We start from the raw sequence: 25565 nt of genomic DNA, 5'->3' as shown, positions 1-25565 counted from the left end.
TGGAAACCGTCATGACATCAAGTGCACATGTATTCAATAGTACGCCGCAGCCCAGCGGCGCCGGCTCCAGCATCGGCGGCCTGCTGCTCGAATCGGGCAAGATCACGCCGGAAAACGCCGAGCGCGTGCTGCGCATGCAAAAGGAGCTGGGCATCCGTTTCGGCGAAGCGGCGCAGCGCCTGGGCCTGATCACCGAAGCGGACATCCAGCAGGTGCTGGCGCGCCAGTTCGACTATCCCTACCTGCAGCCGGGCGCCGGCAAGTATCCGCCCGAACTGGTGGCCGCCTACCAGCCGTTCAGCTCGCAAGTGGAAACCCTGCGCGCCGTGCGCAGCCAGCTGATGCTGCGCTGGTTTGCCCGTGGCAGCAAGTCGCTGGTGGTGCTGGGCATGGAGCCGGGCGACGGCGCCAGCCTGTTCGCGGCCAACCTGGCGGTGGTGTTTTCGCAGCTGGGCGAGCACACCTTGCTGGTCGACGCCAACCTGCGCAAGCCGCGCCAGCATGAAATCTTCGACCTGAAAACGCGCCAGGGCCTGTCCGACGTATTGGCCGGACGCGCCGAACTCGACATCGTCGCCAAGGTGGAATCGTTTGTCGCCCTGTCGGTGCTGGCGGCCGGCACCTTGCCGCCGAATCCGCAGGAATTGCTCAGCCGTAGTTCCTTCGTCACGCTCAACAAGCAACTGGAGAGCCGCTATGACGCGGTGCTCTACGATGTGCCGGCCTATGCCACCGGTTCCGACGCGATCGCGGTGGCCGCGCGCGCCGGCGGTGTGCTGCTGGTGGCGCGCAAGAACAAGACGCCGATGGCCGAGGTGGCCGCCATGTCCGAGCAGATGACGCAAAGCGGCGCCCAGGTGGTCGGTGCCGTGATGGTCGACTTTTGATGGCGGCTCCCGGTCACGCGAGGCCGCCGGCCCGGGCCGGGCGCGCGCTGTTGCCTGACTGGCTGCCGCTGGCGGCCGGCTTCCTGGCCATGCTGCTGCCCAGCCTGGTCGGCCTGTTTCGCGGCATCTGGTCCACCGAAGAGCAGGCGCATGGCCCGATCATCCTGGCGCTGTCGCTGTGGCTGATCTACCGCAAGTGGCCCGAGATGCTGGCGCGCAGCAGCGGGGCGCCCGCCAGCCGCGCCGGCTGGCCGCTGCTGGCAGCGTGCCTGCTGCTGTACGTGCTGGGCCGCTCGCAGCAAATCCTGTCGCTCGAACTCCTGGCCCTGGTCGGCAGTGGCCTGGCGCTGCTGCTGATCAAGCGCGGCAGTGGCGCCGCCCGCGTGCTGTGGTTTCCCTTCTTTTTCATGCTGTTCATGGTGCCCTTGCCGCTGCCGCTGGTGACCACCCTGACCATGCCGATGAAAATGGCCGTGTCGTATGTGACCGAACACCTGCTTTTCCTGGCCGGCTATCCGATCGCGCGCAGCGGCGTGATCCTGCAGATCGGCCAGTACCAGCTGCTGGTGGCCGATGCCTGCGCCGGCCTGCAGACCCTGCTCACGCTCGAAGCGCTGGGCCTGTTTTACCTGAACCTGGTGCGCCATACCTCGCCGTTTCGCAATATCGTGCTGGCGCTGCTGATCGTGCCCATTTCCTTTACCGCCAACGTCATCCGCGTGATGGTGCTGACCCTGATTACCTATTATTTTGGCGATGCGGCCGGCCAGGGCTTCCTGCACGGCTTTGCCGGCATGGTGCTGTTCATCAGCGCGCTGCTGCTGATCCTCGGCATGGATTCCTTGCTGCAATGGATCGTCAGGAAGCGTGACGGCGGCCGCACGCCGGCCGCGGGAGTGGCGCCATGAATGCCGCCTTGCGCATGAACTTGCTGCTGGGCGCCTTGCTGCTGGGCGCCGCCATCCTCAGCCGCGCCGTGGCGCCGGGCGTGAAGATGTCGGACCAGCGGCCCAGTTTTTCACTGGAAACGGCGATACCGCAGGCGTTCGGCGAATGGCGCCTCGACACCTCGATCGTGCCGCTGCAGGTCGATCCGGAAACCCAGTCGCGCCTGAACAAGATCTACAACCAGACCCTGTCGCGCACCTATGTCAATGCGCGCGGCGAACGGGTGATGCTGTCGATCGCCTATGGCGGCGACCAGAGCGACAACATGAGCGTGCACAAGCCCGAGGTTTGCTACGCCGCGCAGGGCTTCCAGGTCGAGCGCGACGAATACGGCGAGCTGGCGTCGCCCTACGGCCAGTTGCCGGTCAAGCGCCTGCTGGCGGTGACGGGCAACCGCAGCGAACCGATCACGTACTGGATTACGGTTGGCAACAAGATCAGCAAGGTCGGCCTGCAACAACGGCTTGAACAATTGCGCTACGGGCTGACGGGCACCGTCGCCGACGCCATGCTGTTTCGCGTTTCCAATATCGACACCGACTTGCCGCACGCGTATCAGTTGCAGGCCAATTTCGTCAACAGCCTGCTGGCGAGCATGCCGCCGGCACAGCGCAGCCGCCTGATCGGCACGCCGCCGGGTTGATGCAGGACCCGGAAGCGCGCCGCGCCTCCGGGCAGATAGTGAGAATCATGGGCAGCGATATCAATCAAAAAAGCGTCAGCGCCGTCAAATGGGCGGCCATGGGCACGGTCGCCATGTTCGGCCTGCAGCTGGTCACGCAGGTGCTGCTGGCGCGCCTGCTGGGACCGGAAAGCTACGGCTTGTTCGCGATGGGCTTGCTCGTCATGACGTTCAGCAATTTCCTCGCCGACTTCGGCTTTTCCTGGGGCCTGGTGCAGAACCAGACCCTGAGCGAGGAAGACGTGCGCTTTACCGTGACCTGGCAGGCCATCACGGGGCTGGCGGCGATGGCCTTGCTGTTTTTCATCGCGCCGTGGGTCGCGGTCTACTTCAAGGAGCCGCGCATCGCGCCCGTGATCGCCTGGATGAGCCTGACCTGCGTGCTCAATGCGCTGACCGCCACCGGCAGCGGCCTGCTGCGCCGCCAGCTCGATTTCCGCGCACTCAACATCATCCAGCTGTCCAGCTATATCGTCGGCTACCTGCTGATCGGCCTGTCGATGGCGTATGCCGGCGCCGGCGTGTGGACGCTGGTGGCGGCCTGGCTGGGCCAGGCGGCCACGGCGCTGCTGCTGACCTACGCGCGCACGCGCTTTTCGCTGCGACCGCTGCTGTGGTACGAGGGCGCGCGCCGCTCGACCCATGTGGGCCTGACGGTGTTCGTGACCAATCTGTGCAACTGGTTCCTGAACAACCTGGACCGGGTCTTCCTGGGCCGTTTCTTGAGCGCCCATGCGGTCGGCGTGTATGCGGTCGGCTACAACCTGGCCAATACGCCCAACGGGCTGTTCCTGAATGCCTTGCAGCCGGCCTTTCTCGCCACCGGCGCCAAGCTGCAGGATGACCTGCCGCGCCTGCGCGACATGTATCTGTCGGTGCTGGCGACCATCTGGATCGTCATCCTGCCGCTGTTCGTGCTGCTGGCGGTGACGGCGCCGGCGCTGATCGGCGTGTTGTACGGCAAGGTCTGGCAGGAATCGGGCATCGTGCTGGCGATCCTGGCGCTGGCCATGCCGGCCTATATCACCTGGGGCATGTCGACGCCCATCCTGTGGAATACCGGCGGCAAGCATCTGGAAAGCCTGTTGCAGCTCCCCTTGATCGCGGCCGCCGGGGCCGCGCTGTTCCTGTTGGCGGGGCAGGGCGCGGCGGTGGTGGCGGTGATCGCTGCGGCGACCTTGCTGGCGCGCGCACTGGTCATCGGCACGGCGGCCTGCCGACGCCTGCAGCTGGGCCTGCGCCAGCTGGCGCCGCTGGCCGCGCGCGCCGTCGCCATGGCGCTGCTGGCCGGCGCCGGCAGCTGGGGCGGCATCTTGCTCGGCGCCATGGCCGCCAGCCATCCGCTGGCCGCCTTCCTCGGCGGGGCTGTTGCGGGCGGCGCCGTGTTGCTGGTGGCCGTGCTGGCCTGGCCGCCGCTGCTGGGCGAGCGCGTGGTGGGCATGCTGGGCCGCTTCAGTCCGCCACTGCCGGCCAGCGCCATCCGCTATTTGCGCGCCCGCTGCGGCGTGGACGAGCATCCGATCAAACGCGACAACGACGTGGGTGAAATGACATGAGTGAAACGACATGAGTGAAATCGTATTTGGCCTGATCGCGCTGGTCGCCGCGCTGGTGGTGGTGTTCGTCATCGCCTTGAGCATTCATTGGGGCAGCAAGCGCGCGACCGGCCTGGTGCCCTATGTGTTTTATCCGGTGTTGCTGTCGATCGCCGTCACCGCCATATTGTCGAACCGCGATTTTTCGGTCAGCGAAGTGTTACTGGGGGTCAAGACGGTGGTACGCCACCCGGCCAGTGTCTGGCTTGGCCGGTTCACCTCGCTGTTCGTGATCTTTGCCTGCGGCGAGCGCATCCTGCACCGCATGATGGCGCGCGAAAAAACCCAGCCGATGCCGATGTTGCTGTTCTGGGCGTTCACCTTGTATTTCCTGAGCAATATCGTCAGTCCGGGCCTGTTTGGCCTGCACACGGAAATCTCGCACGAGTACCTGTACATGTTCCTGGCCGGCTGTGCCGCCATGCTGATGACGCCGAAGGAGGTGGGCATGAGCATTGTTGCCATGCGCAACGCCAACCTGCTGTTCCTGTTGCTCAGCGCAGCCGTGCTGGCCTGGAAACCGAACCTGGTCATCGTCAGGAACTACCATGGCCTGCTGCCTTTTCTTACCGTGCGCTATGCCGGCCTGGCCAGCCATGCCAACGTGCTCGCGCCGATGGTGGTGGTGTTCCTGCTGTGCCTGTGGCACAAGCCGTATGCATGGCGTCCGCTGAACCTGTTCGCCTGGGCCGTGGGCCTGGCCAGCCTGCTGCTGGCGCAATCGAAAACCAACTGGATCGCCTGCATCCTGTGCTTTGCCTGTATCGCCTATTTCGGTTTCCGCGAACAGATCAGGGAGCGCCTGTTCGACTACCGCCGGCCGCAACTGTCGATCGTCGCCATCTTCTGTTTCATCCTGCTGTGCACGATGGCCATGCTGGTGGTGATGTTCGGCGGCATCGACGCCAAGCTGGCGCGCTTTGCTTCGAGCAGCGAAGGGTTTGAATTGCTGAGCCTGACAGGGCGCGACCTGATCTGGCAGGTGGCGGTGCAGGAATGGTACAAGAATCCCGTGTTCGGCTACGGCCTGTTGCTGTGGGATGAGGCATTTCGCGCCAGCATCGGCATGCCCTACGCGACGCATGCGCACAGCCAGTTTTACCAGAGCCTGGCCAGCGCCGGCACCATTGGCGCGATTGGCCTGGTGCTGTATGTGGTGGTGCTGCTGTACGCGTCGGCGCGCACCGCCAGGGCCAGCTCCGGCATGTCGATGGCGCTGTTCGTGCTGATCGCCAGCCGTTCGTTCAGCGAGGTGCCGCTGTCGCTGTCCGGCTTTGCCGCCGAAGCGCTGACGCATGTGCTGCTGCTCATTATCGTCACCGCCTATTATCCAGTGGCCGACAAGCAGGCGCTCAGGGCGCGCAAGACCCGCATGCCGGGGATGGCGTAATGCTGTGTTCGGTCATTATTGCGCTGTATAACAAGGCCGCCTATATCGAGGCGACACTGGCGTCGGTGCTGGCCCAGACGCACGCCGACTGGGAAGTGGTGGTGGTCGATGACGGCTCCACCGATGATGGCGCGGCGCGCGTGCAGGCCTGCCGCGATCCGCGCGTGCGCCTGGTGCGCCAGGCCAACGGCGGCGTGTCGCGCGCGCGCAACCGCGGCATTGCCGAGGCGCGGGGCGAACTCGTGTGTTTCCTCGACGCCGACGACTGGTACGCGCCCGACTACCTGCGCACGCAAGTGGCGATGGCGCAGGCCTATCCTGGCGAGTCCTACTTTGCCACCGGTTTCCAGGGCGTCACCCCTGGCAGCCAGGCGCGCCTGGCCGAGGCGCCGGCCTTGCCGCAGCAGGTCGCGCTGGTCGATGATTTCTTTGCCCGCTGCAATCGCGAATGGCTGACTTTCTTTACCGGCTCGGTCGCCGCCAGGCGCGGCGCGCTATGGGCCTTGCAGCCGTGTTTTCCCGAGGGCGAACAGTTCGGCGAAGACCTGGACCTGTGGTTCCGCCTGGCCGAACGGCACCGCCTGGTGCAAACCACGGTGCCGCTGGTGGCGTACCGGCTCGATGTCGGCGGCAGCCTGAGCGCTACCCACGGCCGCGACAAGGTGCTGCCGGTGTTTGCCCGCCTGGAACAGCGTGCGCGCAGCTGGCCAGGCAGCAATCCTGCACGCCGGCCAGCCTTGCTGCTGGTGTCGAATGCGCGCGTGGTGGTGGCGCGCGAGCTGCTCGAAGCGGGGCGCCGTGGCGCGGCCGTGGCCGAAATGCGGCGCGCCATGCGCGATGGCGTCACGCGCCACTGGTGGAGCACCGCACTGATGTGCGCGCTGTTTACACCGGCCATGACCCGGCGCTGGTCTTTGTGGCGAAAATCACGCATCGCCGCTTAAAATAGTCGTTGCCGATGGGCATTTCGGTATAATCAAGGGAATTGCCCAAGTGCTTCTTGGTTAAAAAATCACCTCTTGCTCTTGTACCAAAAAGACCTTCCTTCTTGCGTGACGGTAGCACTGCGCAACGTCGATGGTCGCCTCAGATCCATGCCCAACCCGCACCGCTCCGAAGGAAGTCCCTCCATGAAATCAAGCAACCGCCCCCTGTTGCGTTCCGCCTTGCTATTGCTGTTGCCCTTGTGCGGTTCCGCCCAGGCCGACTGGGTACAGGCGACCGATCCGCTGGCCATCCGCCCTTTGCCGGACAATATGCAGACCCAGGCGCAGAACCCGCCGACCTTCTCGTGGTCGCGCCATGCGTCGGCGCCGCCGTCCTATGTGGTCCAGGTATTCCTGAACGGGGTCTTGAATCGCACCTATAGCACCAGCCGCAACTGGTATTTGCCGCCGAAAGCGCTGCCTGCTGGCCGGTATACCTGGCGCGTGCGGCCATCGACTTCGCAGGAATGGTCGACCCCGCGCAGCTTCGTGATCGCCAGTAACTCGCAGTTGTTCGAAGTGCCTGAAAACCTGGCGCTGCGCACTGCCGTCATGCGCAAGGCGCGCCCGCGCGCGCTGCCCAGCGGCCTGAAGCCTTTCTCGTCCTGGAGCGTGGCCATGCGCGCCGACCGCCAGCCGGCGCTGACAGCCCTGACCAATGAGGTGAATTACTACGTCAGCTCCCTGACAACCGTGTCCGACAGCGAATGGCCTTTGCCGCCAAGCAAGATCCGCACGGCGGCGCTGGTGGCCCAGCAGTCGAACATCATGCAGCGCGTCAATCCGAACGCGCGCCAGCTGGAAGCGGCGGCGACCCTGTACCGCGTGACCGGCCAGCAGGCCTACCTGGACGAGGCGATCCGCCGCGGCGACCAGTTCGCCGCGCTCGATGTCAATGGACCGACCAGTTTTGCCAACCAGGACATGGGCAGCCGCATGATCGCGCAAAGCCTGATGAAGGCGATCGACCTGCTGGCCGGCGCGCTGGTGGTCAATGGCGACACCACGCGCCGCGACCGCTGGCTGTCGGTGGTGGCGGCGCGCACCAGGGCGCTGTATGCCGACCTGTCGGCCGGCGGCGGCCGCCTCGACCAGCTGCCTTACGATTCGCACGCGGCCACCAGCATGGCCTTCCTGACCCTGACCTCGACGCTGGCGCTGGGCGACATTCCCGAGGCCGAACAATGGTTCGATTTCTCGTTCCGCGCCTTTGTCAGCTCGTTCAGCGTGTGGAGCGGTCCGGAGGGCGGCTTTGCCAACGGCACCGCGTATGCGGAATACGAAGCCGATTTTGCCCTGCAGATCTGGCCGGCGCTGGCCCAGGCCACGGGCGTGAACATGTTCGGCAAGCCCTGGTCGCGCGGCTTTGCGCAGTTCCTGATGCACTTTGTGCCGCCCGGCCAGCAGACCCACGTGTTTGGCGACGGCCACGAAACGGCGCCCGAATACCGCTTCATGAAGGGTTTTGCATCGCGCTACGCCACGCCGCAGGCGGCCTGGTATGTGCAAAACCTGAGCCGTCCGAACGATGTGCTCGCGACCTTGCAGGCGCCGTATCCGATGCCGGTGTCGACCGTGACGGCGACCGCCGCCACGCCGCCGGCCAACGCCGCCTATTATCCGAGCATCGGCTGGACCGCCATGCACAGCAACCTGGCCGACAACGGCCGTACCTCGCTGTACTTCAAGGCCAGCCCCTATGGTTCGTTCAACCACAGCCATGGCGACCAGAACGGTTTTGTCCTGTTCAGCGGCGGCGTGCCGCTGCTGACGGAAACCGGCTGGTACGACTGGTACGATTCGCCGATGTGGAACAGCTGGTACCGCCAGTCGAAGTCGCACAATGCCCTGACCTTTGACGGCGGCGTCGGGCAGGTGGTGGAAGGGTATGAAGAGCCGCTGTCGCGCAACGGCCGCATCAATGCCTTCTCGACCACGCCGGCCGTCGACTATGTCGAAGGCGACGCCACGGCGGCGTATGCCGGCCTGCTGACATCGGCCACGCGCAAGATCTGGTATGTGCGCGGCAGCGACACCGCCGTTATCCTCGACCAGTTTGCCTCGGCCACGCCGCGCGTGTTCGAGTGGAATTTCCATGCCTACGCACCCATCGTTGCCGATGCCGCCGGCAATATTTCGGTGACCAACCAGAACCGCAAGGTGTGCGTGGTGCCGCTGGCCACCAGCGCCCAGCGTTTCGAGCGCCGCTCGGGTCCGCCGCCGCAAAGCGGCACCTATGAAGACCATGGCGTGTTCGTCAAGGCCGCGGCCGCCACCAGTGGCGAATTTCTCACGGTGCTCGACATCGGCTGCAAGGGCACGGCCGTGAGTCTGGATACCAGCGGCGGCCTGCGCAAGGTGGTGGTCGGTACGCAAGCGTTGACACTGCCACTGCCAAAGTAATCGCGGCACCCCAGGCCGAAAAAAGCAATACCCGTTGGTATTGCTTTTTTTTTCGGCTCTGGCGTGCCGCTAAGTCCATGCTATTCATGTAAGATGATTAATCGTTTCATACGGGTATAGCCTGATGCCGGCAGTGGCCGTGTCCCGTCTTCTGTCGTCCGTTTCCACTGCCGCGCAAGTTCAACCGTGTTTGCCCATGCCCCTGAAGATCCTGCAACTGGTGCCGGAAAGCCTGCCCACCTTTCGCCCCGATGTGGCGGTGCTGTTCGGCAAATATCTGCCACGCCACGGTGTCGAATGCGATATCGTCGGCATGCCTTCCGGGCAGGCGCCGCAGGAACAGGGCTTTCGCTCGGTGCGCAGTCCACGCTTCCATGCCAGCCGGCTGGTGCGCGAGCTGGCTTTTCAAGTCACCTGCGTGCGCGCCCTGTTCGGCGCGCGCCGCACCGGCTGCGACGCGATCCAGGTGCGCGACATGGTGCCGACCGGCTTGCTGGCGCTGCTGCTGGCGCGCCTGAAGGGCATGCCTTTTTATTACTGGGTTTCCTACCTGCTCAGCGAGGGGCGCATCGAACGCGCGCGCGCCGGCCTGGCGCAGCGCGCCACCTTGCGCGGCCGCCTGGTGCTGTGCAAGGGTCTGGTCGAACGGTGGCTGCTGTACCGCGTGCTGCTGCCGCGCGCCGATCACGTCTTCGTACAAAGCGACGCCATGGCGCGCCTGATGGAACGGCACGGCGTGGCGGCAGGGCGCTTGACGGCCGTGCCGATGGGGGTCGACATGGAAGTGCTGGGCCAGCAGTCGATCGCCGCCGTGCGGCCCGACGGCTGGCACGGCGTGCCGCTGCTGGCTTACCTGGGCACGCTGGACCAGTCGCGCCAGCTCGAACGGCTGCTCGACGCCCTGCAGCTGGTGCGCCGCGAGGTGCCTGCCGCCTGTTTGCTGCTGATCGGCGCGTCCGACACGCCTTCCGATGTGGACGAACTGCTCGCTTACGCGCGCCGCGCCGGCCTGGCCGACTGCGTGCGCGTGACGGGCTGGCTGCCATCGAGCCAGGCCTGGGCGCTGCTGGCCGGCGCCGACGCGGCCCTGTCGTACATCCCGCGTGGCGCGCTGCACGACGTCAGTTCGCCGACCAAGTTGCTGGAGTATTTGGCCCTGCGCATGCCCGCCGTCGGCAACGACAGCCCGGACCAGGTGCAGGTGCTGACCGGCAGCGATGCGGGCTGGCTGACGGCCAGCGAGCCGGCCGCGATGGCCGGCGCCATGGTCGCCATTTTGCGCGATGTGCCGGCCGCGCGCGCGCGCGCCCACACTGGCGCCGCCTATATCGACGCGCGGCGCAGCTACCGCGTGCTGGCGGCCGGACTGGCGGCGCGCTATCACCACCTGAGCGGGACTGTTGCATCGTGAGCGCTAAATAACGGTGGCTTGCGTGCAATTGCAAATCTATAACATATAATGCCAATATGACTACTGTAATGCTGCTGGGACCTGCGCTCGATGCCGTCAGCGGCGTGACCACCCATTTGAATCAATTGTTCCATTGTTCGCTGGCGCGCGATTTTCATCTGGTGCATTTTCAGGTCGGCAGCGAGGGGCGGCGCGAGTCGCGTGCGCGCAAGTTGCTGCGTCTGGCCTGGAGTCCGTTCCAGTTCTTGCAGGCATTGCGGCGGCAGCGGCCGCAGATCGTGCATATCAACACCTCGATGGAGCAGAAAAGTTATTGGCGCGACTTGGCTTATTTGCTGGTGGCCAAGGCCATGGGCAAGCGCGTGCTGTACCAGGTGCATGGCGGCGCCTTGCCGCAGGTGTTTTTTGGCGGCAAGCCTTTGCTGACGGGCCTGCTGCGCCGCGTGCTGCGCCTGCCCGACGCGGTAGTGCTGCTGGCGCAGTGCGAATTGCGCGGCTACCGCAGTTTCGATCCGGGCTTGCCAGTCGAGGTGATTCCGAACGCCATCGACGCGGGATGCGATGCCGGCGACAAGCCAGACTCCCCGCATGCGCCGCTGTCGCTGGTCTACGTGGGCCGCCTGGCCGAGAGCAAGGGCCTGTTCGAACTGGTCGAAGCGCTGCACCTGGCGCGTGCGGCCGGCAGCACAGCCACCCTGGCGCTGGCCGGCAGCGGCCCGGCCGAGGCTGCCTTGCGCGCGCGCGTGGGCGCGCTGGGGCTGCAGGAGCAGGTGCGCTTTCTGGGGCCGGTGTTCGGCGCGGCCAAGCATGCCTTGTGGCGCGGCGCCGATGTGTTCGGTTTCCCCACGCATCACGAAGGATTGCCGTATGCTTTGTTGGAAAGCATGGCCGCGCGCACGCCGATGCTGATCTGCCCGGTAGGCGCGATTCCCGACGTGGTGCAAGATGGCGTGCACGGATTGTTCGTGCCGCCGCGCGATCCGCAGGCGCTGGCCGGCGCCATCGTGCGCCTCGATGGCGACCGTCCCCTGCTGCGGCGCATGGGCCTGGCCTGTCGCGAGCGTATCGATAGCCACTACGCGGTCGAGCGGCTGGCGCGCGATTTCGGGCGCGTCTACCGCGCCATGCTGGCGCCGCCGGTGTCTGACTAGTTTTTTTCAAGCGAGATATTATGTGCGGTATTGCCGGTTTGATCTTTCCCTCGTCCGATCCTGGCCCGCTGGCCGCGCTCGAGTCCATGGGCCGCGCCATCGCCCACCGTGGCCCCGATGACACCGGCGTGCTGCAAGCGGCCACTGCGGACGGCGCCTGGCAGGTGGGCCTGCTGCACCGGCGGCTGTCCATCATCGACCTGGCCACCGGTCACCAGCCGCTGGGCAACGAAGCGGGCGATGTGCAGATCATCTTCAACGGCGAAATCTATAACTACCAGCCGTTGCGCGAGGAACTGATCGCGCTGGGCCACCTTTTCCGCACCGCCTCCGACACCGAAACCATCGTCCACGCTTATGTGCAGTGGGGCGACGACTGCGTGCGGCACTTTCGCGGCATGTTCGCCTTCGCCATCTGGGATGCGCGCCACAACCGCCTGTTCCTGGCGCGCGATCCGTTCGGCAAGAAGCCGCTGTTCCTGTGGCAGCACGAGGGCCGGCTGGCCTTCGGTTCCGAAATCAAGGCGCTGCTGGCCTTGCCCGGCGTCAGCGTGCAGGCCAACGAGGCAGCGATCTGGGACTATTTCGCCTATCGCTATGCGCCCGCTCCGGCCACGCTGTTCCAGGGCATCCGCAAGCTGGCGCCCGGCAGCACCGCCACCTGGGAAAACGGCGTGCTGCGCGAGCAGGTGTACTACACGCCGCCCGACAGCCGGCCGCGCGTAAGGAAGGCTTTGCCGGCCGATCCGGTCGCCACCTTTCTTGAAAAACTCGACGAATCGGTGCGCATCCGCATGATTGCCGATGTGCCATTTGGCGCGTTTTTGTCCGGTGGTATCGATTCCTCGGCCGTGGTGGCGCTGATGTCGCGCCACGCCGGCGTGCCCGTGAAAACTTTTTCGGTCGGCTTCAAGGAGGGCGGCTTCAGCGAGCTGGCCTATGCGGCCGATATCGCGCGCCAGTTTTCCACCGATCACCATGAACTGGAAGTGTCGGTCGACCAGGTGATCGCCTTGCTGCCCGACCTGGTGCGCTTTCGCGATGCGCCCGTGGCCGAGCCGTCCGACATCCCCATCTACCTGCTGGCGAAGGAATCGCGCAAGACGGTCAAGATGGTGCTGACGGGCGAAGGCTCCGATGAAATTCTCGGCGGCTATCCCAAGCATGTGTACGAGCGTTATGCGGGCAGCTACCAGCAGTTGCCGGGCGTATTGCGGCGCGGCCTGATCGAACCGGCCATCGGCGCCTTGCCGTACCGTTTTCGCCGCGCCAAGACGGCGATTGTCAACCTGGGGCTGGCAGCGTTCGGCGAGCGCATGCCGCGCTGGTTCGGCATGATGTCGGACCAGGAACGCGCGCGCCTGGTGGCGTTGCCGGCGCCACGGCGCACGCATGACGCGGATCTCGGCTGTGGCGGCGGCGACAACAGCGCGCTGCGCCGCATTTTGTGTTTCGACCAGAAAAGCTGGCTGCCCGACAATCTGCTCGAACGCGGCGACCGCATGACCATGGCCGCCTCGCTCGAAGCGCGCATGCCCTTCATGGACCACGAGCTGGCCGCCTATGTCTCGACCCTGCCCGACGACTACCGCGTACGCGGGCGCACCACCAAGTGGATCTTGCGCGAGGCGATGAAGCAGCTGCTGCCGCCGGCGATCCTGGCGCGGCCGAAAGTGGGTTTTCGCGTGCCCGTCAACGCATGGTTCCGCGGCCCCATGAAAGAGTATCTGTACGAACACCTGACCGGCGCGTCCTCGCGCACGCGCCACTACTACCATGCGAGCGCGCTGCAGCAGGTGCTGGCCGAACACGTGAAAGGGCGGCAAAACCACGAAAAGTTGCTGTGGAGCTTGCTGACGCTGGAAATCTGGCATCGCCAGTATCTGTGAGCAGCGACCATGCTGGCTAATCTGACCTGGAAACTGAACCGTTTGCGCGCCATGGGGGCGCCGGAAGTGGCGCACCGCGTGGGTGACGCCGTGCGCCAGCGCCTGCAGGCGCGCGGTATCGGCCTGGCCCTCACGCCGCCACCGGCGTCGCTGGCGCGCTTCGGCCAGCCGTGGCTGGGCTTGCCCGTGGACAGCGCGCCGCACCTGGCGGCGGCCGAACGCATCCTGGCCGGCCGCTTCGATGTGTTCGCGCTGCGCGACGCCGAGCTCGGTTTCCCGCCAGAATGGAACCGCGATCCGAAGACCGGCACCCTGGCCCCGGTCACCTTCGGCAAGACCCTCAACTACCGCGACGAGGCGGTGGTCGGCGATATCAAGTGCCTGTGGGAGCCGAACCGCCACCTGATGATCAGTGACCTCGCGATGGCGTATCGCCTCAGCGGCGAGATGAAACATGCGCAGGGCGTGCAGACGCTGCTCGAATCGTGGTGGCGGCAGTGCCCGTATCCGCTGGGGGCCAACTGGAGCAGCGCGCTGGAACTGGCCCTGCGCCTGGTCAGCTGGTCGCATGCCTGGCAGTTGCTGGGAGGCCTAGACAGTGCGCTGTTCCAGGGTGCCGGCGGCCAGGCATTTTTGCAGCGCTGGCTGGCCAGCATCTACCAGCATTGCCACTTTATCGCCGGCCACTTGTCCCGCCATTCGTCGGCCAACAACCATCTGTTCGGCGAACTGACGGGCTTGCATGTGGCGGCGCTGACCTGGCCCTGCTGGCCAGAAAGTGCGGATTGGCTGGAGCGGACCGAGCGCGAACTGGAACAACAGGCGCTGCTGCAAAATGGCCCGGACGGCGTCAACCGCGAGCAGGCGATTTACTACCAGCACACGGTGGCCGACGAAATGCTGCTGTGCCTGCTGGCGGGACGCGCCAATGGCCGGCCCCGTTCGTCGGCCTTCCTGCAGCGGCTGGAAAGCATGCTGGAATTTGTCGCCGCCATGATGAATGTGGCCGGTGGCGTGCCGATGATCGGCGACGCCGACGACGCCCAGCTGGCCAACTGGGACAAAGCACCGGGCGCCAATGCCTACCGTTCCCTGCTGGCCAGCGGCGCGGCGCTGTTCGCGCGCGGCGACTTCAAACGCAAGGCAGTGGTGTTTGACGACAAGAGCGCCTGGCTGCTCGGCGACGCGGGCCGCCAGGCCTTCGACGCCTTGCCTTCTGTTGCGGCCACGACCCTGCCGCGCAGTTTCGCCGATGGTGGTTATTACATCATGGGCGCGCGGTTCGACACGGCCAGCGAAGTGCGCCTGACCGGCGACGCCGGGCCGCTCGGCTACCTGGGCATTGCCGCCCACGGCCACGCCGATGCGCTGGCGTTGACCTTGTCGGTGGCGGGGCAGGCGGTGCTGGTCGATCCGGGCACGTACGCGTATCACACGCAGAAACAGTGGCGCGATTATTTCCGTGGCACCAGCGCGCACAATTGCGTGCGCATCGACGGCCAGGACCAGTCCGTATCGGGCGGCAATTTTTTATGGTTGCGCAAGGCCAGGGCAAGCTGCCTGGCCTGGCGTGACGATGGGCAGGGGCAGTTCTGGAGCGCCAGCCATGACGGCTACATGGCCTTGCCGGACCCGCTATCGCACCGGCGCGAGGTCAGCGTGACACACGATGCCGCGTGCATCGTGGTGGAGGACATACTTGAATGCCAGGGCACGCACGACGTCGAGCTGTTCTGGCACCTCGATCCGCAATGCCAGCTCAGGCTCGATGGCACCGTGCTGCATGTGCAAGGCGCTGCTTTCTCGCTTGAAATGCATTTGCCCGACCTGCCAGGCGCCACCATGGCGCTGGTGTGCGGCGCCGAGCAGCCGGTGCTGGGCTGGATCTCGCATCGCTTTGATGAAAAACAGGCTGCGCCCACTTTGGCCTGGCGCGCGCGCCTGGGTGGCGGGAGCAGGCTGCGCACCACATTACACTTGACGGTATCTGACCTGTAAAAAATTAACGAGGAAAAACATGAAAATTAGCATCTTTGGTTTGGGTTATGTGGGCGCGGTCTCCGCCGGTTGCCTGGCCACCGACGGCCACGAAGTGATCGGCGTCGATCCGAACAGGACCAAGGTCGACCTGATCAACCAGGGCGCCACGCCGATCATTGAAAAGGACATCGGCGAGATGATCGCCGCCACCGTGAAAAGCGGCCATCTGCGCGCCACGGCGGACGTGCGCGACGCCGTGTTCGGTTCCGACATGTCGCTGATCTGCGTCGGCACGCCATCGCAGCTCAATGGCAACCTCGACCTGAGCCATGTGCGCAAGGTGTGCCAGGAAATCGGCGCGGCGATTGCCGAAAAAGACACCTTCCACGTGGTCGTCGCGCGCAGCACGATGCTGCCCGGTTCGATGCGTTCGCTGGTGATCCCGACCCTGGAAGCGGCCTCGGGCAAGGTGGCCGGCGTCGATTTTGGCGTGTGCAACAACCCCGAATTCCTGCGCGAAGGCACGGCCGTCCACGACTACTACCATCCGCCAAAAACGGTGATCGGCGAGTCCGACGAAAAGGCCGGCGCGCTGCTGGTGCAGCTGTATCAAAAGATGGATGCGCCGCTGGTGCGTACCGATGTGGAAACGGCCGAGATGGTCAAGTACACCGACAACACCTGGCATGCCGTGAAAGTGGCGTTCGCCAACGAGATCGGCAATATCTGCAAGGCGGTCGGCATCGACGGCCACAAGGTGATGGACATCTTCTGCCAGGATACCAAGCTCAACCTGTCGCCGTACTACATGAAGCCGGGTTTTGCGTTTGGCGGTTCCTGCCTGCCGAAAGACGTGCGCGCGCTGACCTACAAGGCGCGCACGCTGGACCTGGATTTGCCCCTGCTCAATTCGATTTTGCCGTCGAACCAGAAGCAGGTGGAAAAAGGCGTCAAGATGATCGTCGACAAGGGCGCGCGCAAGGTGGGTATTCTGGGCTTTTCGTTCAAGGCCGGCACCGACGACCTGCGCGAGTCGCCGCTGGTCGATGTGATCGAATACCTGCTGGGCAAGGGCTACGAGCTGAAACTGTACGACAAGAACGTCAACCTGGCCGCGCTGACGGGCGCCAACCAGGATTACATCCTGAACCATATTCCGCATATCTCCAAGCTGATGGTGGACAATATGCAGGACGTGCTGGACTTTGCCGACACCATCGTGATCGGCAATGGCGCGGCCGAATTCAAGACCGTACCGGCAAGCATCAAGCCGCACCAGCATATCGTCGACCTGGTGCGCATCAGCAAGGATCAAAGTGGAGAGCAATATGACGGCATCTGCTGGTAATGCCGCGGGCGGCAAGCCGCGCCGGGTATTGATCCTGGTGGAAAACCTGCCGTCGCCATTCGACCGGCGCGTCTGGCAGGAAGCGACCACCCTGCATGCGAATGGCTATGCAGTGTCGATCATCTGCCCGACCGGCAAGGGCTACGAGTCGCGCTACGAGGCGATCGACGGCATCCATATCTACCGCTACCACCTGCCGCTGGAGGCCGAAGGCGCCAAGGGCTACCTGGTCGAATATTCGCTGGCGCTGTTCCACACCTTCCGCCTGGCGTGGAAGGTGCATTTCGCGCGCGGCTTCGATGTCATCCACGCCTGCAATCCGCCCGACCTGCTGTTTTTGATCGGCGGTTTTTTCAAGCTGGCCATGGGCAAGCGTTTTCTGTTCGACCACCACGACATCAATCCGGAACTGTACGAAGCCAAGTTCGGCCGGCGCGACTTTTTCTACAAGCTGATGGTGCTGTTCGAGCGCTGGTCGTTCCGCAGCGCCGACGTGTCGATCGCCACCAACGAGTCGTACAAGAAGATCGCCATCGAACGCGGCGGCATGAAACCCGAAGACGTCTACGTGGTGCGCAGCGGGCCCAAGCTCGACCGCTTGCGCGTGCTGCCGCCGGTGCCCGCACTGAAAAAAGGCCGCAACTACCTGGTCGGCTATGTCGGCGTGATGGGCGCCCAGGAAGGCATCGACCTGCTGCTGCAGGCGGCGCAGTACATCGTGCAGACGCTGGGACGCCACGACGTGCAGTTCGGCCTGGTCGGCGGCGGCACCTCGCTGGAACAGATGAAGCAGCTGGCGCAGGAGATGGGCATCGCCGATTACGTGACGTTCACCGGCCGCGTGCCGGACCAGCAACTGCTGGAGATGCTCAATACCTCGGACGTGTGCGTGAATCCGGACGTGGCCAACGACATGAACGACAAATCGACCATGAACAAGATCATGGAATACATGGCGCTGGGCAAGCCGATCGTGCAGTTCGACCTGGTCGAGGGCAAGGTCTCGGCCCAGCAGGCGTCGCTGTATGCGCTCAAGAACGACCCGGTCGACATGGCGCGCAAGATCGTCGAGCTGCTCGACGATCCGGCCCGCCGCGAACAGATGGGTGCGTTTGGCCGCCACCGCGTGATCAACGAGCTGGAGTGGGAGTACGAAGCGCCGAAGTTGCTGGCCGCTTATGCGCGCCTGTTTCCCGGTGCCGCGCCGGCGCTGCAAATGAGCAAATAAACACTCAGAAAGGTCGCGATGAAGATATATCCAGTGATCCTGTCGGGCGGTTCCGGCACCCGTTTGTGGCCGCTGTCGCGCGCCGTGCTGCCCAAGCAACTGCTGCCCCTGGTGGGCGACAACACCATGCTGCAGGAAACGGCGCTGCGGGCGCACAGCCTGCCGGGCGGGGTCTGCCAGGTAATGCCGCCGCTGGTGGTATGCGGCAATGAACATCGTTTCATGGTGGCCGAGCAGCTGCGCGAAATCAAGCTCGAACCGCTGGCCATCGTGCTCGAACCGGTGGGCCGCAATACGGCGCCGGCAGTGGCGGTGGCGGCGCAGTATCTGCTGGCGATCGACCCCGGGGCCTTGATGCTGGTGCTGCCGGCCGACCATGTGATCACCGACGTGGCCGCCTTTCACCGGGCGATTATCGCGGCGGCCGCACTGGCCTTGGAGGGCGCGCTGGCCACTTTCGGCATCGTGCCGACCGGGCCGGAGACGGGCTATGGCTATATCCGCGCCGGCCTGCCCGTCGCCGCCGAAGCGGGGCAGGGCGCTTGCCGGGTCGAACGCTTCGTCGAAAAACCGGATCTGGCGACGGCGCAGTCCTTCCTTGCAGCTGGCAATTATTACTGGAACAGCGGCATGTTTTTGTTCCGCGCCGAGCGCTATCTGAGCGAACTTGGCCGCTTGCAGCCGGCCATGCTGGACGCTTGCGTGGCGGCCGTGCGCGATGGCTATCGCGACCTCGATTTCTGCCGCCTCGACGAAAAAGCGTTTACCGGCAGCCCTTCCGATTCGATCGACTATGCGGTAATGGAACATACGGCGCATGCGGTGGTGCTGCCCGCTGCCATCGGCTGGAGCGATGTCGGCTCCTGGTCGGCGCTGTGGCAAGTGCAGCAGGGCGACGCCAGCGGCAACGTGGTGCGCGGCGACGTGTATCTCGATGGCGTGAGCAACTGCCTGGTGCGTGCCGAGCGCCGCCTGGTGGCCGTGCTGGGCGTGCGCGACCTGGTCGTGGTGGAAACCGATGACGCCGTGCTGGTGGCCCACAAGGACCAGGTGCAAAGAGTCAAGCAGGTGGTCGACCACCTGAAACAGCAGGGGCGCAGCGAACATGTGCAGCACCGCAAGGTGTACCGGCCGTGGGGCAGCTACGAAGGCATCGACCTGGGCCAGCGCTTCCAGGTCAAGCGCATCACCGTCAATCCGGGCGGCAAGCTGTCGCTGCAGATGCACCATCACCGGGCCGAGCACTGGGTGGTGGTGAGCGGCACGGCCAGGGTGACCTGTGGCGAGAAAGTCACCTTGCTGACGGAAAATGAATCGACGTATATTCCGATCGGCATGACGCACCGCCTGGAAAATCCGGGCAAGCTGCCGCTGCACCTGATCGAAGTGCAGTCCGGCAGCTATCTGGGCGAGGATGATATCGTGCGGCTGGAAGATGTTTATCAACGCATGTAGGGCGCTATAATCGTCGGCGGGCGGGCAGCCCAGGCTGCCTGCGATTTTCCACATGACCGGCGACCACTCATTGCGTACCTTTCTTAGTCTGACACTGGCGACGGCCGCCGCTGCCCTCTGCGGCCAGGCCAGTGCCGATGCGCCGCCCGCAGGCGCCGGCCTGCAGCCATCGCAACTGGCCATCATCATCAACGACGCCGAACCGAACAGCGCCGAAGTGGGCGAATACTACCGGCAGGTGCATGGTATTCCGGCCGCCAATGTCGCGCATGTGACTATTCCGAACCGGCCCCGCAAGCTGAGCATGGACCAGTTCAAGCAGCTCAAGGAGCGCATCGACGCCCAGTTGAAACCCGGCATCCAGGCCGTGCTGATGGTGTGGAGCGCGCCCTATGCCGTCGAGTGCAACTCCATCACCTCGGCATTTACCCTGGGCTACGACGCGGGGCAATGCGCCAAAACCTGCGACCCTGGCAAGCCCAGCCCGTATTTCAACAGCAATGTGGCCCAGCCCTATACCGAGCTGGGCCTGCGCCTGGCGATGCTGCTGCCCGTCGATTTCGTCGACGAGGCCAAGGCGGTGGCCGAGCGTGGCGCCGTCAGCGGCTTTTCGCCGCCGGCGGCCAGCGCCTATTACCTGACGACCTCGGATGCGGCGCGCAACAGCCGCGCGCCGCTGTTTCCGCCGCCCGGCATGCTGGCCCAGCGCAAGCTGGCCATCAGGCACCTGAAGGCGGACAGCCTGGACGGCGCGCAGGACATCATGGTCTACCAGACCGGCATGGCCAAGGTGGCCAAGCTCGACACCCTGCGTTTCCTGCCCGGTGCGCTGGCCGATCACCTCACTTCGTTTGGCGGCGATTTGCAAGGCACGCAGCAGATGAGCAGCCAGCGCTGGCTGGAAGCGGGGGCCACCGCCAGCTACGGCACCGTCAGCGAGCCTTGCAGTTATTGGCAGAAGTTTCCCCAGCCCAGCGTGCTGCTGCGCCGCTATCTGTCGGGCAGCACCGCGCTCGAGGCCTACTGGGGCAGCGTGGCCTGGCCGGCGCAGGGCCTGTTCATCGGCGATCCGCTGGCCGCGCCGTATGCGCGTTTCCGGCGCTGACGGGCAGGATTTTCTCCAACCGCGATGAATCAAAAAAGGCCCTTGCGGGCCTTTTGCTTATGTCTTTGCGGTCAGCTTGCGCCGTCCCGCCAGGGCTAGCAGGCCCAGTCCGGCCAGCAGCATGGCCCAGGTTCCCGGCTCCGGCACCGCGGGCACCAGTCCGCCGTTGGTGTTGAGATCGCCAGCGGCGGCGCCGCCGCCCACGCCGCCGGTGCTGAGCGGGGCGCTTTCGCCGAGGGAGGCGGCGCTGCTGCGGCTCACGGCACGGCCTGCCGCACCATAGGCCGCAGTGTCGTCGAGTGGATAGATTTCTTCAGCGGCAACGAAGTCGCGCGTGCGGAAGCGAAAGCTGTTGTCGTCGGCAGACAGCACCGTGCCGCCAGGCACTGTCGTTTCCTTGCCTGGCAGCGCGTTGATCGCCAGGCGATGCGTACCATCGCTGGAATCGAACTTGCGCAATTCCTGGTCCGACATTACGCCGTTAAATTCCGGTACCGGCTTCTTGCCGTCGTTGGCGCGCGTGCTGCCACTGATAAAACCATCAGCCAGGCTGCAGGCGCTGTAGGTGCCGTCGAGGTTGGCGTCCCTGGCCTTGCCATCCGCACTGTTGGTGCTGGCCTGGCAGCTTTTCTGGTTTTCGCCGGGCTGCGCTGGCGCTTGTGTTTGTGCCTGGGCATTGCCGGCCAACGCCATCATGGTGGCGGCGAGCAGCAAGGCAGGCCCGGTCGAACGGGTAAAAATCGATGTGGACACGATAGTTCTCTCAAAAAGCAGGTGCGAAGCGTCACTGGTGACGCCGTTGTCGCGCATGTTGCAGCCACCTCCCCCTGCGACCGTTTTGTGCCGGGAAAGGCGTGCTTTTCAAGGCCAGGCGTGGATGGGGCCTGAACCTGCGGGTAGTGCGTCTTGTTTAGTCATTATCAGGAACAAAACTTATTTGTAGGAAATATATCATATTTTTATGTTCAGTGTCGAGTCTGCCGTTGGCACCACCGCATTGTGTTGCAGGCGCGCCCGTGACTGGCGGTGAACGGCAGCAGCGATATTTTCCGTTGGGAAGTACGAAAGTCTGGCAACTATTTTGATAGTGAATTTATTTCAATTAAGAAACTATAATAAAATTATTGTAATTTATTTGATGTAATTATGTCATTGTAAATTCTGGTACTTCCGGTATCTGCAAATAGTCAGCACGTCGCGGCCATTTATTCATTTTGAAGAAACGCATCCATGAAGCTGAAATTGAAATTGATTGTTGCTGGTGTCCTGACGGCAGCGTCGTTCAGTGCTGTCGCTGACCACTACGCCTTGGGCAGCCTGGATCCGCTTGGCGCTGACACCGCATCAAAGGCGTCTGCCAAGTTTATCGACAGTGGCACCGCAATCACCGACAGCTGGTTTTTCCAGCTGCTGACGCCATCGTCGAGCTCATTCGGTGCGCTGCAAACGTTTTCGGTGGCGGAAGGCGCGATCACTGATTTTGCCGGCTCGCTGGTCGGTGTCGACAGCGGCATCTCCTACGGTGCACTGTCGGCCACGCCAGGCAGCTCAAGCCAAAGCCTGAGCTGGGCGGCGCCTTTGGCTGCCGGCAACTATCGCGTGGACATTACGGGTACTACCGCTATTGCTCGTTCGCAATATGTCGCGACCGTCGCGGCCCTGCCGGTGCCGGAGCCGGCAACCTGCGCCATGATGCTGGCCGGCCTGGCGCTGGTCGGCGCTGTGGCGCGCCGCCGCGGCAACAGGCCTGCCTGATTGTCATTGGCTGAAACGAAAAAAACCGCTGCGGCGGTTTTTTTTATGTCGACATGGCTCAGGCGGTGCGCTTGAAATCGCGGAAGCGGAAGCCGGCCAGTAGCAGCGTGCCGAAGTAGGCCACGCCGCACAGGCAAATCAGCAGGCCCAGGGTGCCGGCGCGCAACAACGGGTGCGCTTGCATGGCGATCCAGTCGATGCGGGTGGCGCCATAGGCGGCCACGCCGCCCATTACGGCCAGCGCCGGCAGCAGGCGCAGGAAGAACACCAGCCATCCCGGTTTCGGCGTGTAGATGCCGCGGCGGCGCAAGCCCCAGTAGAGGAAAGTGGCGTTCAGGCAGGCGCCCAGGCCGATCGACAGGGCCAGGCCGGCGACGGCCAGGTAGGGTACGAACAGCCAGTTCATCAGTTGGGTGGCGATCAGCACGCCGATGGCGATCTTGACGGGCGTGCGGATATCCTGGCGCGCATAAAACGCCGGCGCCAGGGTTTTTACCAGGATGATGCCCAGCAAACCCAGGCTGTAGGCGACCAGCGGCTCGGTCGACATGGCCACTGATTCGGCCGAGAATTTGCCGTAATGGAAAAGCGTGGCGATCAGCGGCGTGGCCAGGGTGGCCATGCCGACCGCCGCCGGCAACGCCAGCAGAAAGGTCAGGCGCAGGCCCCAGTCCAGCAGTGACGAGTATTCCGTCTTGTCGCCATCGACATTGGCTTTCGACAAGCTCGGCAGCAAGATGGTACCCAGCGCCACGCCCAGCATGGCGGTCGGAAACTCCATCAGGCGATCCGCATACGACAGCCAGGAAATACTGCCTTCGGCCAGGCGCGAGGCGATGCTGGTGTTGATCATCAGGCTGATCTGTGCAGCCGAGACGGCAAACACGGCCGGTCCCATCTTTTTCAGCACGCGCCGCACGCCACCGTCCGCCAGGCCGATGGCCGGATTGATCGACAGGCGCGGCAGCATGCCGATCCTGACCAGCGCCGGGATCTGGATCGCCACCTGCAGCAGGCCGCCGACAAACACGGCAATGGCCATGGCGTAGATCGGCTGCGCCAGGTGCGGCGCCAGGAACAGCGAGGCGGCGATAAAGGACAGGTTCAGCAGCACTGGTGTAAACGCGGGAATCTTGAATTCGCGCCAGGTATTGAGAATGCCGCCGGCCAGCGCCACGAACGACATGCAAGTAATATAAGGGAACATCAGGCGCGTCATCCAGACGGCCGCGTCAAAGGCGCCCGGGTCCTGCTTCAGGCCGGTCGCGATCACATACACGAACCATGGCGCGCCGATTATGCCGACGATGGAGACCAGCAGGGTGGCCCAGACCAGCGTGGTGGCGACATGGTCGGCCAACTGCTTGCTGGCCTCCTGGCCATGCTGGTTTTTGTATTCCGACAAGATCGGCACGAAGGCTTGCGAGAACGCACCTTCGGCGAACAGGCGGCGCAGCAGGTTGGGAATGCGGAAGGCGACGATAAAGGCATCGGTATAGGCGCCGGCGCCAAAGGCGCGCGCGAACAGGCTCTCGCGCAATAATCCGGTGACTCGGGACAGCATGGTCATGCTGGAAATGGCGGCGAGGGTTCTGAGCAAGTTCATGGGGGCAGATTATAGCTGGGCGCGGCCCGTGCAAACGGTTAACATGTCGTAATAATCACGGCGCCTAGCCCCCGGACCGTGCCGTTTTTTGCCCTGTCGATGCCGATAGCGTTTTTTTTGAATTGCCCTCGCCGCAAAATATCGTTATAATCGAAGGCTGTACAGAATTCTGTTACGCAGACACTAATGTTTGACAGGCACTGGTTTGGCACACATGGTTCGGCAGACGCACAGAACGCACCGGTTGGCAAACACTAATGTTTGCAAACGCACTTTGACCCTGTTTTAGGAAATTCCATGGCAAATACCGCACAAGCGCGCAAACGCGCTCGTCAAGCAGTTAAGCAAAACGCACACAATTCGTCCCAGCGTTCGACCTTGCGCACAGCTATCAAAGCTGCTCGCAAAGCGATCCAGGGCGGTGACAAGGCAGCAGCTGCTGCAATCTTCCAGGCTTCCGTGTCGACCATCGACCGTATCGCTGACAAGAAGATCATTCACAAAAACAAGGCAGCTCGCCACAAGAGCCGTCTGGCAGCTGCTTTGAAAGCACTGTCGGCTTAATATTCCACTGCGCGCCAGTTCGCTGGCGCTGGATGAAAAGCAAAAACCCGCAGACTTGTTCTGGCGGGTTTTTTCGCGTTGTGCCGGTTATTTTTGCGCAGGGAGATTGCCGATGAGCATGCCCGGCTTGATATTGCGCAGCCGAAACCAGCCCAGATTCATTTCCAGCGCATAGCGCGCCGGCACCGACCTGGTCGAGCAATGGCTGTCGAGCGTGTGCGGCTGCATGTCCTCGATATTGATGATCTTGCCGGCCGCGTCGAGAAACGCCACCGACAGCGGCAGTTCCGTATTGCGCATCCACATGCACAGCGCGCCTTGGGCGCCGAACACGAACAGCATGCCGCCGTTGACGGGCAGGCTGTCGCGGTACATCAGGCCCAGTTCGCGCTGCTCTTCCGTGGCGGCCAGCTCGGCCACGATCAGATGCTTGCCAGCTGACAGTTGCACCGTCTTCAGCTGCGGGTTTTGCGCCTGCGCCGCCATCGCAACGGCCAGGCTGCTACAGATCAAAAATTTTTTCATGTGCAAGACAGTAGCGGTGAAGCGGCGATTAAGCCATGCTGGCGCGCCAACCGTCAAGCAAGATGGCTTATTTGGCCAGCGCGGCGGCGGGCACTTCGCACCATTCGCCGGGCATCAAGGGGTGGCTGGCCAGCGAGAACGGGCCGATGCTGCTGCGCACCAGGCGCAAGGTGGGCAGGCCGACGGCCGCCGTCATGCGCCGCACTTGCCGGTTCTTTCCTTCTTTCAAGGTGATCGCCAGCCACGCGGTGGGCTGGTCGAGCCGCGCGCGGATCGGCGGATGGCGCGGCCACAGCCAGTCCGGCTCGGCGATGCGCACGGCCTGGCAGGGCTGGGTGATAAAGTCGCCCAGGTCCAGTGGCGATTGCAGCCGCGCCAGGCTGGCCGCGTCCGGCACGCCGTCGACCTGCACCAGGTAGGTCTTCGCTTCCTTGCGGTCGGGGTGGCTGATGGCGTGCTGCAGCCGGCCGTCGTCGGTCAGCAGCAGCAGCCCTTCGCTGTCGGCGTCGAGCCGGCCGGCCGGGTAGATATTCGGTATGCTCAGGTGATCGGCCAGGGTGATCCGGCCGTCCTGCGGCGAAAACTGGCACAGGACCTGGAACGGTTTGTTAAAAAGTATGAGTGGCATGGTGTTATCTTGACGCAAAAGGGGCGGGC

Annotated in this window: 21 protein-coding genes; 17 read left to right on the top strand and 4 right to left on the bottom strand. The window is 64.1% G+C overall.

Features of this window, described 5'->3' with window-relative positions; translation table 11 throughout:
- The first annotated feature begins 11 nt into the window (after positions 1 to 11).
- From epsG to ASR47_RS05425, 15 genes are all read left to right on the top strand, one after another.
- Entirely contained in the window at positions 12 to 887 is an 876-nt protein-coding gene (epsG, locus tag ASR47_RS05495; RefSeq protein ID WP_065306779.1) for a chain length determinant protein tyrosine kinase EpsG, read from the top strand.
- On the top strand, positions 887 to 1795 hold the full coding sequence (gene xrtB, locus ASR47_RS05490) for an exosortase B (RefSeq protein WP_065306747.1): 909 nt from the start codon (positions 887 to 889) through the stop codon (positions 1793 to 1795). Before epsG ends, xrtB begins: the two co-directional genes overlap by 1 nt.
- A complete protein-coding gene (epsI, locus tag ASR47_RS05485; RefSeq protein ID WP_065306746.1) occupies positions 1792 to 2478 on the top strand; it encodes an exosortase-associated protein EpsI, B-type in 687 nt (228 codons plus the stop codon). Before xrtB ends, epsI begins: the two co-directional genes overlap by 4 nt.
- A 47-nt stretch (positions 2479 to 2525) precedes the next feature.
- Positions 2526 to 4073 carry a lipopolysaccharide biosynthesis protein gene (locus tag ASR47_RS05480; RefSeq protein ID WP_065306745.1) on the top strand — a complete coding sequence of 516 codons (1548 nt, stop codon included), beginning with the start codon at positions 2526 to 2528 and terminating at the stop codon, positions 4071 to 4073.
- 10 nt (positions 4074 to 4083) lie between these two features.
- Positions 4084 to 5502, top strand: coding sequence for an O-antigen ligase family protein (locus ASR47_RS05475; RefSeq protein ID WP_065306744.1), 1419 nt, complete (start codon positions 4084 to 4086; stop codon positions 5500 to 5502).
- On the top strand, positions 5502 to 6446 hold the full coding sequence (locus ASR47_RS05470; RefSeq protein ID WP_065306743.1) for a glycosyltransferase family 2 protein: 945 nt from the start codon (positions 5502 to 5504) through the stop codon (positions 6444 to 6446). The genes ASR47_RS05475 and ASR47_RS05470 overlap by 1 nt, the downstream gene beginning before the upstream one ends.
- A gap of 186 nt (positions 6447 to 6632) precedes the next feature.
- Positions 6633 to 8891 carry a heparinase II/III domain-containing protein gene (locus tag ASR47_RS05465; RefSeq protein ID WP_065306742.1) on the top strand — a complete coding sequence of 753 codons (2259 nt, stop codon included), beginning with the start codon at positions 6633 to 6635 and terminating at the stop codon, positions 8889 to 8891.
- A gap of 196 nt (positions 8892 to 9087) precedes the next feature.
- Entirely contained in the window at positions 9088 to 10302 is a 1215-nt protein-coding gene (locus ASR47_RS05460) for a glycosyltransferase (RefSeq protein WP_065306741.1), read from the top strand.
- Between the two features lie 56 nt (positions 10303 to 10358).
- Complete coding sequence (locus ASR47_RS05455; protein WP_082988757.1) at positions 10359 to 11453, top strand: glycosyltransferase family 4 protein; 1095 nt, start codon at positions 10359 to 10361, stop codon at positions 11451 to 11453.
- 20 nt (positions 11454 to 11473) lie between these two features.
- Positions 11474 to 13342 carry an asparagine synthase (glutamine-hydrolyzing) gene (asnB, locus tag ASR47_RS05450; RefSeq protein WP_065306739.1) on the top strand — a complete coding sequence of 623 codons (1869 nt, stop codon included), beginning with the start codon at positions 11474 to 11476 and terminating at the stop codon, positions 13340 to 13342.
- Positions 13343 to 13351: 9 nt separating this feature from the next.
- The gene (locus ASR47_RS05445; protein WP_065306738.1) at positions 13352 to 15340 is read left to right on the top strand and encodes a heparinase II/III family protein; all 1989 of its coding nucleotides are present in this window, start codon (positions 13352 to 13354) and stop codon (positions 15338 to 15340) included.
- A gap of 19 nt (positions 15341 to 15359) precedes the next feature.
- Positions 15360 to 16670 (top strand): nucleotide sugar dehydrogenase, encoded by a 1311-nt coding sequence (locus ASR47_RS05440; protein WP_065306737.1) that lies wholly within the window; start codon positions 15360 to 15362, stop codon positions 16668 to 16670.
- Positions 16651 to 17898: a glycosyltransferase family 4 protein gene (locus ASR47_RS05435; RefSeq protein ID WP_065306736.1), complete on the top strand. Its 1248-nt coding sequence runs from the start codon at positions 16651 to 16653 to the stop codon at positions 17896 to 17898. Before ASR47_RS05440 ends, ASR47_RS05435 begins: the two co-directional genes overlap by 20 nt.
- Positions 17899 to 17916: 18 nt before the next feature.
- Positions 17917 to 19353, top strand: a complete 1437-nt coding sequence (locus ASR47_RS05430) for a mannose-1-phosphate guanylyltransferase/mannose-6-phosphate isomerase (RefSeq protein WP_065306735.1) — start codon at positions 17917 to 17919, stop codon at positions 19351 to 19353.
- Between the two features lie 52 nt (positions 19354 to 19405).
- Positions 19406 to 20458 (top strand): TIGR03790 family protein, encoded by a 1053-nt coding sequence (locus ASR47_RS05425; RefSeq protein WP_082988756.1) that lies wholly within the window; start codon positions 19406 to 19408, stop codon positions 20456 to 20458.
- Between the two features lie 57 nt (positions 20459 to 20515).
- Here ASR47_RS05425 and ASR47_RS27830 read toward each other — a convergent pair whose 3' ends face one another.
- Positions 20516 to 21211, bottom strand: a complete 696-nt coding sequence (locus ASR47_RS27830) for a PEP-CTERM sorting domain-containing protein (RefSeq protein ID WP_245714264.1) — start codon at positions 21209 to 21211, stop codon at positions 20516 to 20518.
- Positions 21212 to 21688: 477 nt separating this feature from the next.
- Between ASR47_RS27830 and ASR47_RS05415 the strand changes: the two genes are divergently transcribed.
- On the top strand, positions 21689 to 22213 hold the full coding sequence (locus ASR47_RS05415) for an FxDxF family PEP-CTERM protein (protein WP_065306733.1): 525 nt from the start codon (positions 21689 to 21691) through the stop codon (positions 22211 to 22213).
- Positions 22214 to 22271: 58 nt separating this feature from the next.
- On the opposite strand, the gene murJ is transcribed toward ASR47_RS05415, so the two are convergent.
- A complete protein-coding gene (murJ, locus tag ASR47_RS05410) occupies positions 22272 to 23819 on the bottom strand; it encodes a murein biosynthesis integral membrane protein MurJ (protein ID WP_065306732.1) in 1548 nt (515 codons plus the stop codon).
- Positions 23820 to 24116: 297 nt separating this feature from the next.
- Here murJ and rpsT point away from each other — a divergent pair, with 297 nt between their 5' ends.
- A complete protein-coding gene (gene rpsT / locus ASR47_RS05405) occupies positions 24117 to 24383 on the top strand; it encodes a 30S ribosomal protein S20 (protein WP_010395935.1) in 267 nt (88 codons plus the stop codon).
- Positions 24384 to 24470: 87 nt separating this feature from the next.
- Here rpsT and ASR47_RS05400 read toward each other — a convergent pair whose 3' ends face one another.
- Both ASR47_RS05400 and ASR47_RS05395 read right to left on the bottom strand, forming a co-directional pair.
- On the bottom strand, positions 24471 to 24908 hold the full coding sequence (locus ASR47_RS05400) for a DUF192 domain-containing protein (RefSeq protein WP_065306731.1): 438 nt from the start codon (positions 24906 to 24908) through the stop codon (positions 24471 to 24473).
- Between the two features lie 67 nt (positions 24909 to 24975).
- On the bottom strand, positions 24976 to 25536 hold the full coding sequence (locus tag ASR47_RS05395) for a pseudouridine synthase (protein WP_065306730.1): 561 nt from the start codon (positions 25534 to 25536) through the stop codon (positions 24976 to 24978).
- Between the last annotated feature and the right edge of the window lie 29 nt (positions 25537 to 25565).

It is taken from the genome of Janthinobacterium psychrotolerans (assembly GCF_001677885.1).
Classification (GTDB): domain Bacteria; phylum Pseudomonadota; class Gammaproteobacteria; order Burkholderiales; family Burkholderiaceae_D; genus Janthinobacterium; species Janthinobacterium psychrotolerans.
Note: the sequence above shows the minus strand (reverse complement) of the source record. Positions and strands in the feature narration are given on the sequence as shown.

Excerpts from the sequence above, each read along its gene's own strand:
- ASR47_RS05455 (WP_082988757.1), top strand. The coding sequence starts at position 10,359 with ATGACTACTGTAATGCTGCTGGGACCTGCGCTCGATGCCGTCAGCGGC.
- ASR47_RS05480 (WP_065306745.1), top strand. The coding sequence starts at position 2,526 with ATGGGCAGCGATATCAATCAAAAAAGCGTCAGCGCCGTCAAATGGGCG.
- ASR47_RS05465 (WP_065306742.1), top strand. The coding sequence starts at position 6,633 with ATGAAATCAAGCAACCGCCCCCTGTTGCGTTCCGCCTTGCTATTGCTG.
- ASR47_RS05475 (WP_065306744.1), top strand. The coding sequence starts at position 4,084 with ATGAGTGAAATCGTATTTGGCCTGATCGCGCTGGTCGCCGCGCTGGTG.
- epsG (WP_065306779.1), top strand. The coding sequence starts at position 12 with ATGACATCAAGTGCACATGTATTCAATAGTACGCCGCAGCCCAGCGGC.
- ASR47_RS05470 (WP_065306743.1), top strand. The coding sequence starts at position 5,502 with ATGCTGTGTTCGGTCATTATTGCGCTGTATAACAAGGCCGCCTATATC.
- ASR47_RS05395 (WP_065306730.1), bottom strand. The coding sequence starts at position 25,536 with ATGCCACTCATACTTTTTAACAAACCGTTCCAGGTCCTGTGCCAGTTT.
- ASR47_RS05440 (WP_065306737.1), top strand. The coding sequence starts at position 15,360 with ATGAAAATTAGCATCTTTGGTTTGGGTTATGTGGGCGCGGTCTCCGCC.
- ASR47_RS05430 (WP_065306735.1), top strand. The coding sequence starts at position 17,917 with ATGAAGATATATCCAGTGATCCTGTCGGGCGGTTCCGGCACCCGTTTG.
- ASR47_RS05460 (WP_065306741.1), top strand. The coding sequence starts at position 9,088 with ATGCCCCTGAAGATCCTGCAACTGGTGCCGGAAAGCCTGCCCACCTTT.
- ASR47_RS05425 (WP_082988756.1), top strand. The coding sequence starts at position 19,406 with ATGACCGGCGACCACTCATTGCGTACCTTTCTTAGTCTGACACTGGCG.
- rpsT (WP_010395935.1), top strand. The coding sequence starts at position 24,117 with ATGGCAAATACCGCACAAGCGCGCAAACGCGCTCGTCAAGCAGTTAAG.
- ASR47_RS05435 (WP_065306736.1), top strand. The coding sequence starts at position 16,651 with ATGACGGCATCTGCTGGTAATGCCGCGGGCGGCAAGCCGCGCCGGGTA.
- asnB (WP_065306739.1), top strand. The coding sequence starts at position 11,474 with ATGTGCGGTATTGCCGGTTTGATCTTTCCCTCGTCCGATCCTGGCCCG.
- murJ (WP_065306732.1), bottom strand. The coding sequence starts at position 23,819 with ATGAACTTGCTCAGAACCCTCGCCGCCATTTCCAGCATGACCATGCTG.
- ASR47_RS05445 (WP_065306738.1), top strand. The coding sequence starts at position 13,352 with ATGCTGGCTAATCTGACCTGGAAACTGAACCGTTTGCGCGCCATGGGG.
- epsI (WP_065306746.1), top strand. The coding sequence starts at position 1,792 with ATGAATGCCGCCTTGCGCATGAACTTGCTGCTGGGCGCCTTGCTGCTG.
- ASR47_RS05400 (WP_065306731.1), bottom strand. The coding sequence starts at position 24,908 with ATGAAAAAATTTTTGATCTGTAGCAGCCTGGCCGTTGCGATGGCGGCG.
- xrtB (WP_065306747.1), top strand. The coding sequence starts at position 887 with ATGGCGGCTCCCGGTCACGCGAGGCCGCCGGCCCGGGCCGGGCGCGCG.
- ASR47_RS05415 (WP_065306733.1), top strand. The coding sequence starts at position 21,689 with ATGAAGCTGAAATTGAAATTGATTGTTGCTGGTGTCCTGACGGCAGCG.